Origin of the sequence: Pseudomonas sp. CFBP 13710 (assembly GCF_014842235.1) — a bacterium.
GTDB classification, from domain to species: Bacteria; Pseudomonadota; Gammaproteobacteria; order Pseudomonadales; family Pseudomonadaceae; genus Aquipseudomonas; species Aquipseudomonas baltica.
Window position 1 is genome coordinate 162,394 of record NZ_JACYVJ010000005.1, and the last position, 19,227, is coordinate 181,620.

Here is a 19,227-nt window from a genome sequence, read left to right on the forward strand (position 1 = left end):
GCCTTAGTCAAGTTGAATGGATTTTAAAAGTCAATCTAAAACAAGCAGTTAAAAGTTTAAGGTGGGCTCGTCATGGAAAGATGTCAATTGTTTATCGTTCAGCCGGGCTGTTACGGGTGAGCCGACCCAGTGTGCAGTGCCCCGTCCGGGGCAAACATTAGAAGAGACCTTGAATCACTGGCCTCGGTTAGCGCCGAGTACGCGTGAAGTTGTTTGTGCAGTGCCCTGTAGTGCACTGCAAGAATCTGCTAGGAGTAGGTATGGACAGTATCGTTGTTGCTGCGAAGTCGGCGCAAAGCACCTCGGAAATCGCCTGGGGCAATATAAAGCTGTTGGATACCAGCCTGGTCAAACTGCCAGTGGATCCCAGCGATGTCGCTTCGGCCACGCGTTCCGGCAACAATCTGACCATCACCCTCAAATCCGGCGAGCAGATAACGCTCGGAGACTTCTTCAAGGTCGATGCGGCCGGGCAGCAGAGTGAATTGGTCTTCGAAGGCCAGGACGGTTTTCTCTGGCAGGCCAACTACGGCGAACCCTTCACCGGCTTTACCTTCTCCGAAGCCTCGACCGTGGACGAATTGCTGCTGGCCGGCGCGGCTGCCAGCGGCGCCACACCCGGCTGGTTGCTCGCCGCCTTCGGCCTGGTGGGTGTGGGCGCTACCACGGCGGCCGTCGGTGGCGGAGGCGGCGGCGGTGGGGGCGGTGGCGGTGTCGCACCCGTACCGCCCGTGGATCCGGTACCACCCGTTGACACGACGGCACCCGGCGCGCCGACCGGGCTGAATTTCGCCGCCGATGGCAGCAGCGTTTCGGGCAGCGCCGAAAGCAATGCCTCGGTGATCATTCGCGATGCCCAAGGCAACGTGGTAGGCAGCGGCACCGTGGGTGCCGATGGCAATTTCCAGGTGGCGTTCCCCACGCCCCAGGCCAATGGTGAATCGCTGGAAGTGATCATCACCGACGGCTCGGGTAACAGTTCGGACCCGGTGGTCATCACCGCACCTGATATCACTGCGCCTGCAGCACCCGGGGCACTGACGCTCAGCCCCGATGGCAGCACCTTGACCGGTACCGGCGAGCCCGGCGCCACCGTTACCCTGACCACGGCCACCGGCGTGGTCCTGGGCTCGGCCGTGGTAGCGGCCGACGGCACGTTCAACCTGACCCTGACCCCGCCGCAGATCAACGGCGAAGCCTTGAGCGCCACGCAAACCGACCCAGCAGGCAACCAATCGCCCGCCGCAGGCCTGATTGCGCCTGACCTGACCCCTGGCCCTACGCCTGACCCAACGCCTGACCCAACCCCCGACACCACCGCTCCAAACGCGCCGACCGGCCTGGCCGTCAGCGCCAATGGCAGCGTGCTGACCGGTCGCGGTGAGGCCGGCACGCTGGTCAATGTCACCGATGCGGCCGGTAACCTGATCGCTACCGGCACCGTGGACGCCAGCGGCAATTTCCGCGTCGATCTCAGTCCTGCGCAGGCCAACGGGCAGGGCCTGGGCGTTACCCTGACCGACGCCTCAGGCAATGTTTCGTTGCCCGCCAACGTGCTGGCCCCGGACATCGAAGCCCCGTCTGCGCCGAGCAATTTGAGCATTGACGGCAGCGGTCTGGTGCTCAGCGGACGCGCCGAAGCAGGCGCTACCGTGGCGGTGCGCGACGCCGCCGGTAACCTGCTCGGCACCGGTACGGCCGACGCCAGCGGCATCTTCCAGATCACCTTGAGCGCTGCTCAGATCGACGGCGAAACCCTCAGCGTGGTGGCCACCGACGCGGCGGGCAATGCGTCGCTGCCTGGCCAATTGCAGGTGCCGGACCTCAGTGTGTCCGAACCGATCACCGATTTCGTCGTCAGCGCCGATGGTTTCTCTTGCGGCGGCCGCGGCCAGGCGGGCGACACCGTAACCATCACCAACGCCGCTGGCGACGCCATCGGCAGCGCGGTGGTGAATGCGTTCGGCCGCTTTTTCATCCGTTTTGCCCTGCGTCTCACCCCCAATGAACCGATCACTGCCACGCAGACCGACGAGAACGGTAACGTCACCTCCACGTTCAGCATGTTGGTGCCTGATGACATCGGCCCCGGCACCCCGGACAACCTCAACCTGAGCCAGGACGGGCTGACCCTGACAGGTACCGGCAATGCCGGCGATACCGTGCGTGTCTTTACCAGCCAGGGCGTGTTGCTGGGCAGCGCCATCGTCAACGTCGATGGCAGCTTCTCGATTACCCTTGGCCAGGCCCAGACCAATGGCGAGACGCTGACGCTCATCGCCACCGACTTCGATAACGAAGCCTCGGTGCCGGTGCCCTTCGTTGCGCCCGACAGCACAGCGCCAGCCGCCGTCGGCAACCTTGGTTTCAATGCCGATGGCACGACCCTGACCGGCATCGGCGAGCCTGGCGCCACCGTGACCGTGCGCAATGCCCAGGGCAACGTGGTAGGCACTGCTACGGTCAATGCCGCTGGCAATTTCGTTGTCAGCCTGTCCCCGGCCCAGGCCGATGGGAAAGTGCTCAGCGTCAGCCAGACCGATGCCGCCGGCAATCCTTCGGTTGCGGTACCGGCGACGGCGCCGGACATCACCGCCGGCGTGGACCTCAGCGAAGTGGCTATCAGTGCTGACGGCAGCCTGGTGAGCGGTCGTGGCCAGCCGGGCGATACCGTCACCGTCACGGCAGCGAACGGGGCAGTGCTGGCCACCGGCGTGGTCGCGGCCGATGGCACCTTCAACCTTTCCCTGGCTGCGCCACAGACCAATGGCCAGGCGCTGCTCGTCGGTCAACAGGACGCCGCCGGCAATGCCTCGGCCAATGTCGGCCTGACCGCACCTGATCTGGAAGCGCCGGTGGCACCGAGCAACCTGGCGCTGAATGCGGGCGGTACCGTGCTCTCGGGCGTGGGCGAGGCCGGCACCACAGTGTCGGTGAAAAACGCGGCCGGCACGGTGCTGGGCACCGCCCTGGTCGCGGCCGACGGCACCTTCCAGGTCACCCTGTCGAGCGCTCAGGCCAATGGCCAGGCACTGACGTTGAGCGCCGTGGATGCGGCCGGCAACAGCTCGCCATCGGTTCCCTTCACCGCGCCGGACACCACCGCGCCGAATGCGGTCACCAACCTGTTGATCAGCGCCGACGGCCTGACCCTGACCGGGCGTGGCGAGCCGGGTGCCACGGTGACCATCAGCAATGCTGCAGGCGCGGTGATCGGCACTGCCACGGTCGGTGCCAATGGCAATTTCAGCACTGCGCTGGCACCGGCCGCCGTCGAAGGCGACCTGCTGAGCGCGGTGCAAGCCGATGCCGCCGCAAACGTTTCGACCCCGGTCTTCATTACTGCACCCGACGCGGTTGGTCCGGGCACGCCTGGCAATCTGGCATTGAGCAGCGACGGCCTGCAGCTGACCGGCACCGGCAGCGCCGGCAACACCGTCAACGTCTTCGGCCCGCAGGGCAATCTGCTGGGCACGGCCACCGTAGCCGCCAACGGCACGTTCGTCATTACCCTGACCCAATCCCAGACCAACGGTGAAGTGCTGTCGGTGATCGCCACCGATGCGCTGGGCGAAGCCTCGGTGCCGGTCGAAATCACCGCCCTCGATTCGACCGCGCCTGACCCGGTGAGCGGCGTCGCCATCAGTGCCAATGGCAGCACCGTGACCGGTCGCGGTGAAGCGGGTGCCAGCGTCACCGTGCGGGGCGCCAACGGTGCGGTGATCGGTACCGGCACCGTCGCCACCGACGGTACCTTCAGCGTCGCCTTGAACCCACCGCAACTGAATGCCCAGCAGCTTCAGGTCAGCCAGACCGATGCATCGGGCAACAGCGCCACCGCCGTCGACCTGACCGCGCCCGACCTGACCGCACCGGCCGCGCTCTCGCAATTGGCCGTGAGCAACGACGGCCTGACCCTGACCGGACGCGGCGAAGTCGGCGCCACCGTGACGGTGCTCGCGCCGAACGGCGTCGCGCTGGGCACAGCAACGGTGGGCAGCGACGGCTTGTTCAGCGTCACCCTGAACGCCGCCCAGACCAACGGCCAGAGCCTCAGCGTCAGCCAGAGCGACGCTGCCGGCAACCGCTCGCCCATCGCTCTTGCGCAAGCACCCGACACCGATGCGCCTGGCGCACCCGGTGCCTTGCAGCTCAACGGCAGCGGAACCGTATTGACCGGCCTGGGCGAGGCCGGTGCCACGGTGCGCGTGGTCGGTGCCAACGGCGTCGAGCTGGGCAATGCCGTGGTCGCGGCTAACGGTACGTTCCAGGTCAGCCTCTCTCCGGCCCAGGCCAACGGCCAGTTGCTGGAGGTCACCCAGACTGACGGCGCCGGCCAGACCTCGGTGCCGGTAGCGATCACCGCTGCCGATAGCACCGCTCCCGGTGCCTTGACTAATGTGCTCCTGAGCCGTGATGGGCTGAGCGTGACCGGCACCGGTGAGAGCGGGGCCACGGTCACCGTTCGCGCGGCCAACGGCGCCGTCCTTGGCAGCGCCGTGGTGGGCAGCGATGGCACCTTCAGCGTTGGCCTGGCCAGCGCTCAGGTCAATGGCGAACGACTGGGCGCCGCCCAGACCGACCCAAGCGGCAACGTGTCGCCGACCACCTTCGTCACCGCTGCCGATGTGACTGCGCCCGGCGCCCCGGCGGCCCTGGCGCTGGACGCCAGCGGGCTGGTGCTGACCGGTACCGGCGAGGCGGGCGCCACCGTGCGCATCACCAATGCACAAGGCACGCTGCTGGGCACCGGCACAGTGGCAGCCAATGGCACCTTCAGCATTACCTTGAGCGCGGCCCAGACCAATGGCCAGAGCCTCAAGGCCGTGGCCACCGATGCGGCCAGCAACAACTCGGCGGCCAGCACCCTGGTCGCCGCCGACACCACTGCGCCGATTGCGGTCGGCAACCTGGCGATCAGCGCAAATGGCCTGACGCTGTCGGGCACCGGTGAAGTGGGCGCCAGCGTCTCCGTACGGGCCGCCAACGGCGACCTGATCGGCACCGGCACCGTGGGTGCCAATGGTATTTTCGTCATTGCCCTGAACCGTGCGGCGCAGCAGAGCGACGTCCTCAACGTGATCGAGACCGATGCGGCCGGCAATGCATCGACACCCGTCACCGTCAACGGGCCGAACGGCAGCGAGCCGGTCGCCCCGGGCAACCTGGTAATCAACCTCGATGGCGTGACGCTCACCGGTACTGCTCTGGCCGGCAACACCGTGACCGTCGTCGATGCGCAAGGCGCAGTACTCGGCTCGGCCGTGGTCAATGCCTCCGGCCAGTTCAGCCTGACCCTGTCGCCGGCGCAGAACAACGGCGAGCTGCTCAGCGTGCAGGCCAGCGACGGCGTACGCGTGTCGGTGCCGACCCTGCTCACGGCGCTGGACGCCACGCCACCCGATGCCCTCGACAATGTCCAGCTCAGCGCGAACGGCAGCATCTTGAGCGGTACGGGTGAGGTCGGTGCCACGGTCAACGTGCGCGGCGCCCAGGGCCAATTGCTCGGCACCGGCACGGTCGGCAGCGATGGCACCTTCAGTATCGCTTTCACCCCGGCATTGATCGACCGTCAGGTACTCACCGCCACCCAGACCGATCCGGGTGGCAATGTCTCGGCGGCGGTCAGCGTGACTGCTCCGGACTTCACCGCTCCGCTGGCTGCGTCGGGCTTGAGCCTGAACGCTTTGGGCACGGTGCTCAACGGTGTCGGCGAGGCGGGCACCACAGTCGCCGTGCGCGATGCGGCAGGCGTGATCATCGGCAACGGTAGCGTGGCCGCCAACGGCACGTTCCAGATCACCCTGGCCACGGCGCAGCTGACCGGCACCACTTTGCAAGTGATGTTGACGGACGCGGCAGGCAACGTTTCGCCCTCGGCGGCGCTGCCTGTCGCCGACGTTACCGCACCGGGCGTGGTGACCGGCCTGCAGCTTAATGTGGCGGGCACGCTGCTGACCGGCAAGGGTGAAGTGGGCGCGACGGTCAGCGTGACCGCAGCCAATGGCGCGGTGCTTGGCAGCGCCGTCGTCGGTGCAACCGGCAGCTTCGTTGTCAATCTGGTACCTGCGCAAGCCAATGGCGAGGTGCTCGATGTGCAGCAGGTGGACGCTGCGGGCAACCTGTCGCTGCCGGTGGCGCTGGTCGCCGCCGACGTGACCGCGCCCATCGCTTTGAACACCGTTGCCATCAGCGCCAACGGCGCGGTCGTCACCGGTGTGGGTGAAGCGGGGGCGACCGTGCGGGTATTGACCAGTGCCGGTGGCGAACTGGGCACTGCGACGGTCGGCGCCGATGGGCGCTTCTCGGTCACCCTGAGCACGCCGCAGATCAATCTGCAGTCGCTCACCGTGACCCAGGCCGATGCCGCCGGCAACCTGTCGGCCAACGTCAACCTGACCGCGCCTGACCTGCAGGCGCCGAGCGCGCCCACCAATGTCGTGCTGACCGCGCAAGGCTCGGCCGTCACTGGCCAGGCCGAGCCCGGCACGGTGGTGTCGGTGGTGGTCAGCGACGCCCAGGGCAATGTGCTGGGCACTGCGACCGTCGCCGCCAACGGCACTTTCCAGGTCAACCTGAACACGCCGCAGACCAATGGCCAGACGCTGCTGGTGACCTCCACCGATGCCGCCGGCAACGTGTCCACCTCGATCACCGTCATTGCCGCCGACTTGACTGCGCCCAACCAGGCCACCGATCTTGCGGTCAATCCCGCGGGTACGCTGCTGGCCGGCAAAGGCGAAGTCGGTGCCACGGTCACCGTGTTCGATGCCCAAGGCGCGCAGATCGGTACCGGCACCGTCGGGCCGACTGGCAGCTTTCTCGTCACCCTGACACCTGTCGCACAGAACGCCGTGCTGAGCGTGACGCTCACCGACCGTTTCGACAATGTTTCGCTGCCCGCCAGCGTGACGGTGCCCGACGCCAACGGGCCCGATCAACCCACCGCGCTGGTGCTCAGCGCCGACGGCCTGCGCCTGAGCGGGATTGCCGACGCGGGCAATACCATCACCGTGCGCGGCCCCACTGGCGTGCTGGGCACCACCACGGTCAATGCCGATGGCACGTTCCAGCTGACCTTGAGCGCGGCGCAGACCAATGGCGAACAACTGGATGTCGTGGCCAGCAGCGGTGGCTTCAATTCGCTGCCCGGCCAGCTTACCGCCATCGACAGCACAGCTCCGGCGCTGACCAATGTCGTCATCAGCAATGACGGCAGCCTGATCACCGGGCGCGGCGAAGCAGGCGCCACGGTCACCGTACTCAACCCGGCCGGCGTGACGATTGCCACGGCCATCGTCGGTATCAGCGGGCAGTTCAGTGTGACGCTGACGCCGCCGCAGATAGATGCGCAACGCTTGCAGGTCAACCAGGTCGACGGGGCGGGCAACAGTTCGGTGCCGGCCACTGTGACCGCACCTGACCTGACCCTGCCCGGCAGCGTGCTGCAGCCACTGGTAAGCGCCGATGGCCTGGTGGTCAGCGGGCGTGGCGAAGCAGGTGCCACGGTTACCGTGTTCGCCAGCAATGGCGTGGTGCTGGGCACCGGCGTGGTCGATGCAAATGGTCTGTTCAGCGTCAACCTGAATCAAGCCCAGAACAATGGCCAGACCCTTACCCTGTCGCAACGCGACCCGGCCGGCAACGAGTCGGCAGTGGTCAGCGTGCAGGCAGGCGATACCCTGGCTCCCTTGGCGCCCGCTGCGCTGGTACTCGACAGCACCGGGTCGTCGCTCAGTGGTACCGGCGAGATCGGTGCAACCGTTCAGATCAGAAATGCCAACGGCGATATCGTCGGCAGTGGGGTGGTTGGCGCGAACGGCCGCTTCCAGATCAGCCTGGACACGCCGCAGGTGGCCGGCCAATTGCTGGCTGTCACGCAGAGCGATGCGGCGGGCAACACCTCGCCAGCCACACCGCTGAGCGCCCCGGACACCACCGCGCCGACCGCGCTGCTCAACGTCGTGCTCAGCAACGACGGACGGCTGGTCAGCGGTACGGGTGAGGCGGGAGCCAATGTGACCGTGCGCAGTGCCGCCGGTGTGTCGTTGGGCAGCACTGTAGTGGCCGCGGACGGCAGCTTCACTGTCATTTTGAGCAGTCCGCAACTCAATGGTCAGACGTTGTCGCTGGTGCAGGTCGACGCCGCCAGCAACGTCTCGCCCACCTTCAGCCTGCAGGCAGCCGACATCACCGCCCCGGCAGTGCCGACCGGGCTGTCGCTGAGCCTGGCGGGTACGCTGCTTTCGGGTGTCACCGAGGCAGGTGCTACCGTCAGCATCACCGGAGCCCAGGGCCAGGTCATCGGCAGCGGCGTTGCCGGCAGCGATGGCACCTTCGCCATCACCCTGGCGTCTGCCCAGGCCAATGGCCAGGCCCTGCGCGTCACGGCTACCGATGCCGCAGGCAATACCTCGGCGCCGGCCACCCTGCTGGCAGCCGACATCACCCCACCGGTAGCGGTCAGCAATCTAGTGGTCAGCGCCGACGGCACCTTGCTCAGCGGCTCGGGCGAGGCCAACGCCACCGTGCGCATCACCGCCGCCAACGGCGATTTGCTCGGCACCGGCACGGTGAATGCGGGCGGCACTTTCCTGATTACCTTGAACCGGCCCGCCATCCTCAGCGACGTGCTGACCGTGATCGAAACCGATGCCGCAGGCAACCCCTCGCTGCCGGCGCAGGTCAACGGCCCGGATGGCGGTGCTCCGATCGCTCCGGCCAATCTGCTGCTGACACTGGAAGGCGCGATCCTGACCGGCACCGGTTCGGCGGGGGCGCTCATTCGTGTCACCAGTACCACGGGTGTGCTGCTGGGCAGCGGTACGGTCAATGCGTTGGGTACGTTCAGCATCCTGCTCGATGCCCCGCAACGCAACGGCGAAGTGCTGAGCGTGCAGGCGAGTGACGCGATTGGTCGTATCTCGATTCCGGTGTCGCTGACTGCCGGAGACACCACTGCGCCCGACCTGCTTGCCAACGTCCAGCTCAGCGCCAACGGCGCGCTGGTTACCGGCAACGGCGAGGCAGGCGCGCAAGTCACCGTGCGCAACGCGCTGAACCAGTCTGTCGGCACCGCCACGGTGGCCACGGACGGCACCTTCACGATCAACCTGGTGCCGGCCCAGACCAACCTGCAGGTGCTCACCGTGACCCAGGCCGATGCGGCCGGCAACCTGTCGCTGGGCGTGACCCTGATCGCGCCTGACCTGACCGCGCCCGCAGCACCGGTCGCGCTGGTGCTCAACGATGTCGGCACAGTGTTGACCGGCGCCGGCGAGGCGGGTGCCAACGTGGTGGTGCGCAACGCCCTGGGCGTCCAGGTCGGTACCGGCACCGTGAACGCCAACGGCACGTTCCAGATCACCCTGGACGCGCCGCAGATCGACGGCGGTACCCTGAGGGTCACCCTCGGCGACAGCGCGGGCAATCTGTCCGTGGTGGGCAGTGTGGTTGGCCGCGACACCCTTGCACCGGTGGCGGTGGTGGCGCCTGCCATCAACGCCGGCGGCAGCCTGATCACCGGGCGCGGCGAAGCCGGTGCGACCGTCACCGTCACCAGCGTCGCCGGCACCGTGCTCGGCTCGGCCGTGGTGGCCGCCAATGGCACGTTCAGCCTGGTGCTCGATCCTCCCCAGGCCAACGGCCAGCTTCTGGACGTGCTGCAGACCGACGCGGCCGGCAACGCCTCGGTGCCGGTTGCGCTGCAGGCGCCGGACATTACCCCGCCCACCGCGCTCAGCGAAGTGCTCATCAGCGCCGATGGCCTGGTGGTCAGCGGTCGCGGCGAGGCCGGTGCTTCGGTTCGCGTATTGCTCGGCAACACCGAGCTGGGCCGCGCCGACGTCAACGCCAGCGGGCAGTTCACCATCACGCTGAACAATCCTCAGGTGAACCTGCAGCAGCTCACCGTCAGCCAGGTCGATGCCGCCGGCAACTTCTCCGCCAACGTCACGCTGAACGCACCGGACCTGCAGGCGCCGGCAGCGCCGACCGATGTGGTGCTCACGCCGCAGGGCGGGGCGGTGATCGGCAAGGCAGAACCCGGCAGCGTGGTCTCGGTGGTGGTCAGCGATGCCCAGGGCAATGTGCTGGGCACGGCCACGGTGGCGGCCAACGGCACCTTCCAGGTCGACCTGGCGTTCCCGCAAACCAACGGCCAGACGCTGCTGGTCACGTCGACCGATGCCGCCGGCAACACCTCGACCAGCATCACCGTGATCGCAGCCGACCTCACCGCGCCGGATGCGCCCACTGCTCTGGGTGTCAGCCTCGATGGTCTGACCGTGGTCGGCCAGGGCGAAATCGGCAGCACTGCCACCGTGCGCGCCGTCAACGGCGACGTGCTCGGCGCCGCAGCGGTCGGTCCGAACGGCATTTTCACCGTCGTGCTGCTGCGCGCCGCCACCGAAAACGAGGTGCTCAACGTCACCTTGACCGATGCGGCCCGCAACGTGTCGACGGCAACCGTCGTGGTCGCCCCCGATGTCAACGGTCCCGATCAACCCACTGCGCTGCTGCTGGGCGGCAATGGCCTGACCCTCAGCGGGCAGGGCGATGTCGGCAACACCATTACCGTGCGCAGCGTGACGGGCGTGGTACTGGGCACGGCAGTGGTGGACGCCACGGGCAATTTCCAGGTCGCACTGAACGTAGCCCAGACCAATGGCGAAACGCTCGAAGTCATTGCCACCAGCGGCGTACTGGTATCGCTGCCTGCGCTGATCACGGTAGCCGACACCACGCCGCCCGGCCTGATCAGCAACCTGCTGGTCAGCCTCGACGGCACCCAGGTCACGGGGCGCGGCGAGGCCGGCTCGATCGTCACCATTCGCGGCCCCGACAACGCCGTGCTGGGCACGGCGACGGTCGGCGTCACCGGCGCCTTTACCGTGTCGTTGAACGTCGCGCAGACCAATGGTCAGGTGCTCAGTGCCGTGCAGGTGGACGGCGGCAACAACCCATCCACAGCCGTGACCGTGATTGCTCGCGACAGCACGCTGCCCGACGCTCCCGCAGCGGTGCTCAATCCTGCCGGCACCCTGGTGACCGGCACCGCCGAACCCGGCACGCGGGTCACAGTCATCGTCAGCGATGCTCAAGGCAATGTGCTGGGCACTGCCACGGTGGCAGCCGATGGCAGCTACGAGGTCGACCTGGGCACCGCGCAGGCCAACGGCCAGACCTTGCTGGTGACCACCACCGATGCCGCCGGCAATGTGTCCGCCAGCACCACGTTGTTCGCGCTGGACACCACCCCACCTGCGCCGGTCACCGGCCTGGTGATCAGCCCGAACGGCGATCTGCTGGCTGGCCGCGGCGAGCCGGCTGCCGAGGTGACCGTGCGCGACGCGGGCGGCACCGTGATCGGTATCGGCGTGGTCGGTGCCACGGGCAGCTTCCTCATCACCCTCACTGCCCCCGTCGCCCCAGGGGACGTGCTCACCGTCCTACAAGAAGATGCCGCGGGTAACGCGTCGGACGACGTGGACGTAACCGCACCCGATGGCACCGGCCCGGACCAACCCAGCGCGCTGCTGCTCAGTGGCAACGGCCTGCAGCTGAGCGGTCTGGCCGATGCTGGCAATACCGTGACCGTACGCAGTGCCACCGGCGTGGTGCTGGGCACCGCAGTGGCCGATGGCAACGGTGCTTTCACGGTCGCGCTGTCGAGCCCGCAGCTCAACGGCGAACAGCTGGAAGTGGTTGCCAACCTCGGTGCGCTGGTCTCGGTGCCTGCGCAAGTGCAGGCCCTCGACCTGACCGCGCCGGGCGCATTGACCGATCTGCTGGCCAGTGCCGATGGCACTCAGCTGACCGGTCGCGGCGAAGTGGGCGCCACCGTTACCGTGCTCGCGCCCGACGGTACTGCGCTGGGCAGCGTCGTCATCGGCGTTACCGGCACCTTCACCGTACCGTTCGCGGTCGCGCAGCTGGGCGGCGGCAATCTCGCCGTATCGCAGACCGACGCGGCCGGCAACCTTTCGCCGACGGCCTTGGTGCCTGCGGTGGACAGCACGCCGCCTGTGGCACCTACCGCTGCCGTCGACCTCAACGGCGGGGCAGTGGTGGGGGTTGCGGAAGCGGGCACCGTGGTCACGGTGATCGTCAGCGATGCCCAGGGCAATGTGCTGGGCACCGCCACGGTCGCCCCCAACGGCAGCTACGAAGTGGTCCTGGGGGCGGCGCAGACCAACGGCCAGACCTTGCTGGTCACCTCCACCGATGCGGCGGGCAACGTCTCGTCGACCACTCTGGTGGTCGCGCCCGACACCACGGTGCCGAACCCGGTCACCGACCTTGTGGTCAGCGCCGACGGCGCGCTGCTGACCGGCAAGGGCGAAATCGGCGCGCAAGTCACCGTACTCGGCGTGGGCGGTATTTCGGTCGGCACGGCCACGGTCGATGGCAACGGCAATTTCACCGTGACGCTCGATCCGATCTCCGGCGACCGCACCTTGCTCAGCGTCACTCAGGCCGACCCGGCCGGCAACGTTTCGACCGTCGCCACCGTCACCACGCCGGACACCAATGGCCCGGATGTACCGACCGCACTGCTGCTCAGCACCGACGGGCTGCAGTTGGTGGGCCAGGGTGATGTCGGCAACCTGATCACCGTGCGCAACCTGCAAGGGACCGTCCTGGGTACCGCGACCGTCGATGGCAGCGGCGTCTTCCAGGTGCAGCTTTCTGCTGCCCAGCTCAATGGCGAAATCCTCCAGGTCACGGCCGCCGACGGCGCGCTGACCTCGCTGCCGGCGCAACTGACAGCGCCGGATGTGACCGCTCCCAGCAACCTTGGCGCACTGTCGGTCAGCCTCGACGGCACGGTGCTGACCGGGCGCGGCGAAGCTGGTGCAACCGTGGTGATCACTGGCCCTGGCAACGTAGTGCTGGGCACCGCCGTGGTCGCAGTGACAGGGGTGTTCGTCGCCAACCTGGCCACGCCACAACTCAACGGCCAGGCCTTGAGCGTGGTGCAGACCGACCTGGCCGGCAACGCTTCGCTGCCCCTCGTCACGCTTGCCGGCGACCGTACGCCACCCGCAGCGCCGGCCGATCTGGCGGTCATCAACCAGGGCCTGGTGCTGACCGGCACGGGTGAGCCCGGTGCACTGGTTACCGTCACCAATGCCCAGAACGTCGTCCTGGGCACCGCCACGGTCCTGCTCGATGGCAGCTTCCAGGTGGTGTTGAGCCAGGCGCAGGTCAACGGCCAGGCCCTGGGCGTGACCCTGACCGATGCCGCGGGCAACGTGTCGGTGCCGGGCGCCGTTCTGGCGGGCGACACCACCGCACCGGTGCCTTTGACCAATATCGCCATCAGCAATGACGGCGCATTGACCAGCCTCTTGACCGGCAAGGGCGAGCCCGGTGCCGTGGTCAGCGTGACCCGGCTGGACGGTACCGTACTGGGCAGCGGCCCGGTATCGGCGGCGGGCAATTTCAGCGTCACTCTGACGCCAGCGGTGATCACCGGCGAGCTTCTGAACCTGGTGCAGACCGATGCCGCAGGCAATGTCTCGCCAATCGCGACGATCAATTCGCCGGACACCACTGCACCCGAATTGCTGACCCAGGTTGCAATCAACCTCACCACCGGGGCCACTGTCACCGGCCGGGGAGAGCCTGGCGCCACGGTGACCGTGCGCGACGCCGCCGGGGTAGTCCTGGGCAGCGCCCAGGTGGCAGCCGACAACAGCTTCGTCGTGACCCTGTCGCCGGCGCAGATCAACAACCAGCCACTGACCGTGGCCCAGACGGATGTGTCCGGCAACGTGGGTGCGAGCACCCCGATCTTCGCTCCGGACCTGACCCCACCGGCTGCGCCGACGCAACTGCTGCTCAATGCCAGCGGTACCGTGCTCAGTGGCGTGGGCGAAGCCAATGCCACGGTGCTGGTGAAGAACGCGGCAGGCGTGACCCTGGGCACGGCGACCACCGTAGCGGCCGATGGTACCTTCCAGGTGACGTTGCCGGCGCAGCTCAACGGTCAGTCGCTGGTGGTGACGCTGACCGACGCGGCTGGCAATGTCTCGGGCCCCGGCAGCCTGCTGGCCGGCGACACCACGCCTCCGGCGGCGCCGACCATTCTGGCGCTGAACGCGACTGGCACGCTGCTCACCGGTACCGGCGAGCCCGGTGCGCAGTTGATCATCCGCAACAACCTCAATGTGTCGGTGGGCACCGGCACGGTCAACGCCGATGGCACCTACAGCGTCACGCTCAGCGTGGCGCAGATCAACGGTGAAGTGCTCAGCGTCCGCCAGGTCGATGCCGCCGGCAACGCCTCGGCTGTGGTCACCATCACCGCCAGCGACCTGCAGGCCCCGACGGCACTGGTCAACCTGGCGGTATCGACCAATGGCCTGCAACTGACCGGCAGCGGCGAAGCGCTTGCGCGCATCGTGGTCAAGAACGTGCTGGGTGTGCAGATTGGCGCGGCGACTGCCGATGTCGATGGTAATTTCACCGTCAACCTGGCTAACCCTCAACTCAACGGCCAGGTGCTTGTCGTGACCCAGGCCGACGTGGCTGGCAACGTCTCGCTGCCGTTCAACTTTGCTGTACCGGATGTCACCGCGCCACTGGCATTGACCCTGACGGCGGTCAGCGCCGACGGTCGTATCGTCACCGGGCGTGGCGAAGCCGGCGCGACGGTGACCGTCACCGGTCCGCTCAACGCGACACTGGGCACCGCCGTGGTCGCCGCAGACGGCACCTTCAACGTGACCCTGAGCACCCCGCAGACCAACTTCGAAGCCTTGCTGCTGGTCCAGCGCGACGCTGCGGGGAACACCTCTGCCGGGGTCACCGTCAACGCCCCTGACCTGACCCCTCCGGCGCTGCCGACAGGGTTGGGCCTGAGCGCCAACGGCCTGCTGTTCAACGGCACGGCTGAGGCGGGCGCGAGGGTGTTCGTGAGCAACGCTCAGGGCGCGGCGTTGGGCAACGTGCTGGTCGGTGCCAATGGCACCTTCAGCGTGCCGCTGAGCCTGGCACAACTCAATGGCGGGACGCTGGAGGTGTACGCGCAGGATGCCGCTGGCAACAAATCCGCGCTGGCACGTTTGACCGTTCCCGATATCACCCCACCGAGCCTGGCCACGCAACTGGTGGTGAATGCCGCTGGCACCGTGCTCACCGGCAAGGGCGAGGCCGGGGCGACCGTGACTGTCGGGTTGCTGGTCGGGCAGACCCCTGTGGTGCTTGGCACGGCGGTGGTCGACGTCAATGGCAACTTCCAGGTGCCGTTGCTGCCGGCTGCCCTCGGTGGTCAGCTGTTGACCGTGATCCAGACCGATGCGGCGGGCAATCCTTCGGCTATCGCCTCGTTGAACATTCCTGTGGAGCTGCCACCGGCCGCGCCGCAGGTCAGCACCATCACCAGCAACGGCGTGACCCTGACCGGCACCACCGAGGCGGGCACTACCGTGGTGGTGCGCAACGCCGCCGGGACCGTGCTCGGCACCGGTGTCACCATCGGTACGACCTTTACCGTGACGCTCAATCCACCCCAGGCCAACGGCCAGGTGCTCGAACTGCACGCCACCAAAGGCGCGCTCACGTCGATCGCGACCTTCTACACCTCGGTCGACAGCACCGCGCCAGTGCCCATCACCGCACTGGACGTCAACGGCACCGGTACGCTTGTTACCGGCCGAGGCGAGGTAGGCGCCACCGTGCGGGTCACCAATGCCGCCGGCGTGGTGGTAGGCACTGGTGTGGTCGGTTTGAACGGCAGCTTCGCCGTGGTACTGCCAGTGGCCCAGGCCAACGGCGGTACCCTGACGGCGGTGCAGGTGGATGCCGCGCAGAACGTGTCCACGGCGGTCAGCATCGCCGCGCCCGATATCATCGCACCCGTGGCACCGGTGATCACCGGCCTGAGCAATGCCGGGCAGACCCTCAGCGGCACCGGTGAAGCCGGTGCCATCGCCACGGTCTACAACGCTGCGGGGGTTGCCATCGGCACGGCCACCGTGCTGCCCAACGGCACCTTCGCGGTCACGTTGAGCAGCCCGCAACTCAATGGCCAACTGCTCAGCGTCAAGCTGGCCGATGCCGCCGGCAATGTGTCGGCGGGCACGCCGTTCCTGGCACTCGACACCACCCCACCGACAGCGCTGGTCAACGTCGCGCTGGCCACCAATGGCAGCAGCGTGAGCGGGCAGGGTGAGGCCGGCGCGCGGGTAACCGTCAGCGTTGGCGGCGTGGCATTGGGCAATGCCGTGGTCGATGCCAGCGGCAACTTCAGCGTCGGCCTCAGCGCCGCGCAGCTCAATGGTCAGCAACTGACCGTGGTGCAGACCGATGCCGCCGGGCTGACGTCGCCGATCACCACACTCACGGCCCGTGATGCCACCGCGCCGAACGCACCGACCGCACTGTTGCTGGTCGGCGGCGTGAGCCTGAGCGGCGTCGGCGAAGCCAACAGCACCGTCAAGGTCTACGGGGCCAACAACGCTCTGCTGGCCGAGGGGCCGGTGAACGCGCTGGGTCTGTTCACGGTGACACTGGCTGCGCCGCAGCTCAACGGAGGCGCGCTGCGCGTGACCCTCACCGATGCGGCCGGCAACGTGTCCGCAGCGGGCCAACTAGGTGTGGCCGACACCACGCCACCGGCTGCGCCAACCGCCACTATCAGTGCCAGCGGCACCGTGGTGTCGGGCACCGGCGAGGCGGGCGCCACCGTCACCGTGCGCAGTGGCGCCAGCGTGCTGGGCACGGCGCTGGTCGCTGCCAACGGCACCTACAGCGTTACCCTCAATACCGCGCAGATCAACAGCCAGGTGCTGACCGTTAGCCAGGCCGATGCTGCCGCCAACGTTTCGCCGACGGCCACCACCACCGCGCCGGACCTGACCCCGCCGAACCTGGCCACCGGGCTGGTAGTTGCGGGCGATGGCCTGACCCTGCGCGGGACCGGCGAGCCGGGCGCCACGGTCAGCGTCAAGGCTGCCAACGGCGTCGTGCTCAACGTGGCGCCGGTCACCGTGGGGGCTGATGGCACCTTCACCGTGGCCTTGACCGCCGCGCAGATCAACGGCGAGCGCCTGAGTGTCACGCTCACCGACGGGCGCGGCAATGTCAGCGCCGGCGCGGCTGTGGTGGCACCGGACATCGACGTCAACGAACCGGTGATCGCCTCCAACAACCTGGCAACCGCTACGGTCAACATCACACCGGTCACGGTGGCCAGCGAGTACACCAACACCAGTGTCAGCCTGCTGCTGGGCCAGGTGAAGGCGTTCGGTTTCACGGTGGCTGCCGGTACCGTGACCGATCCGTTGATCACGGTGACCAACAACGCCTTGCTCGGTGTGCTGCCAGCTTCGGCTTTCGCTCTGGAGGTGCAGAACGCCGCCGGCAACTGGGTAACCCTGGCCAACAGCACGACCAATCCGCAGTTGCTCAATCTGATCGGGCTGGGTACCAACCAGGTGCAGGCCGACATCGGCTTGCTCCAGGCCGGCAACTATCGCCTGACGGTCGCCAGCAGTCTGGTTTCGCTGCTCGACAGCCTGACCACGCAGATCCAGTTCGTGACCACCAGCCTGACCCAGTTCACCGGAACCCCGGCGCCATTGGATGGCAACGTCATCACCGATCCCGGTGTGAACGGCCTGGCCGACCGCACCGGGCCGGACAACGGTGCGGTGTTGCAGGTACTCAAGAACGGCACCTACGTAACGGCCGGTGCGGGCACCATGGTGCAGGGCCTGTACGGCCAGCTCACCATTGATTCCACCGGCAAGTACACCTACAACCCGAGCGGGGCTGTGGCCAGCGTGGGCAAGGTCGAGGACTTCCAGTACCAGTTGGTGCACCCCAATGGCTTGAGCTCGACGGCCCATCTGTACGTGCGCATCGACAGCGCCAACGTCAATGAGGTGTGGAACCCCAACAACCTGGCCGCCAATGCCACCCTGGTGGACGCGATCAATGACACCGCGGCGAGTGCCTTGAGCCTGGTCGGTCAGTTCACCGACAACACGGCCACGATCGGTCGCTATGACAGCAGCTTGCTCGGCGGTCGCGGCGAGTTCACGTTCACAGTGGCGCCGAACACTTTGAGCGACCTGACCTTGTCGGTCACCGGCAGCGGCTTGTCACTGTTGTCGCCGGTCAACTTCGTGCTGTCCAAGCTGCAGGCCAACGGCACCTATGTTCAGGTAGGGTCCTACTCGGGCGCCAACCTGATCGCGGTCGGCAGCGCCGGCCTGGGTGTGCGGGTCGAGGACCAGACTGCCGGCACCTACCGCCTGGTCGTCACCAACGGTGGCCTGGGAGTGGCATCGAGCTACACCGCAGCGGTACGTCAGGAGGCGACGTCCACCAGCACCTTCGTGGTCGGCAGCGCCACCACGGCGGTGGGCAACCTGCTGACCGGGGCGGGCGCCGATGTACTGGGTTCCTCGTACACCTCGCTCAGCGTGCTGAGTGCCGGGGCGTTCGTTCTGCCCGGAGTCAATGGCGTGACCATTGCCGGTGCCCATGGCGCGCTGCTGGTCAATGCCGATGGCAGCTATGCCTATACACCGACCTTGAACCAGGGCAGCGCCGTGATTGGCCAGACCGACGTGTTCACCTATCAACTCAACCACCCCACCGGAGCCAGCGATACCGCCACCCTGACCATCAACCTCAACAACGCCGCCACGCCGGCCACCTTCGCGCGCCTGGCGTCGTTCACCAGTGACGACACCAGCGCCGATCACGCTGCCGTTGCCGGCAGCGACCGGCACGACCCGCAAGGCACTTCGGGCGATGATCTGCTCGATGGCGCCCAGGGCGGGGCGCTGACCCTGCACGGTCACGACGGCAACGACACCATCGTCATCTACGACCAGACGTTCGCCTCGGTCGACGGCGGTGCCGGGACCGATACGTTGAAGTGGAGCGGCGGCGATGCCGACATCGACCTGAGCAACCTGGCAGCACGCATCAACAACATTGAGGTCATCGACCTGAACCAGTCCAGCAAGGTCAACCTGACCTTGAGCTTGAGCGACCTGCTGTCGGTCACCGACGCCAGCACCGACAAGCTACTGATCCTGGGCGACAGCCACGACACCGTGCACATGACCGGCGCAACCTGGGCGCCGGGCGCCACACAGACGGACAACGGCGTGCAGTACAACGTCTACACTCCCCAGGAGGACCCCTCGCACCATCTGTGGGTCCAGAGCGGTATCAGTGTCGTCTGATACCCGCTACCAGCGT

1 protein-coding gene is annotated in these 19,227 nt (G+C 67.4%); it reads left to right on the forward strand.

What is annotated here, in order from left to right:
* The first annotated feature begins 260 nt into the window (after window positions 1-260).
* Entirely contained in the window at window positions 261-19,211 is an 18,951-nt protein-coding gene (locus IFT44_RS13845; protein ID WP_192176066.1) for a BapA/Bap/LapF family large adhesin, read from the forward strand.
* The last annotated feature ends 16 nt before the right edge of the window (window positions 19,212-19,227 follow it).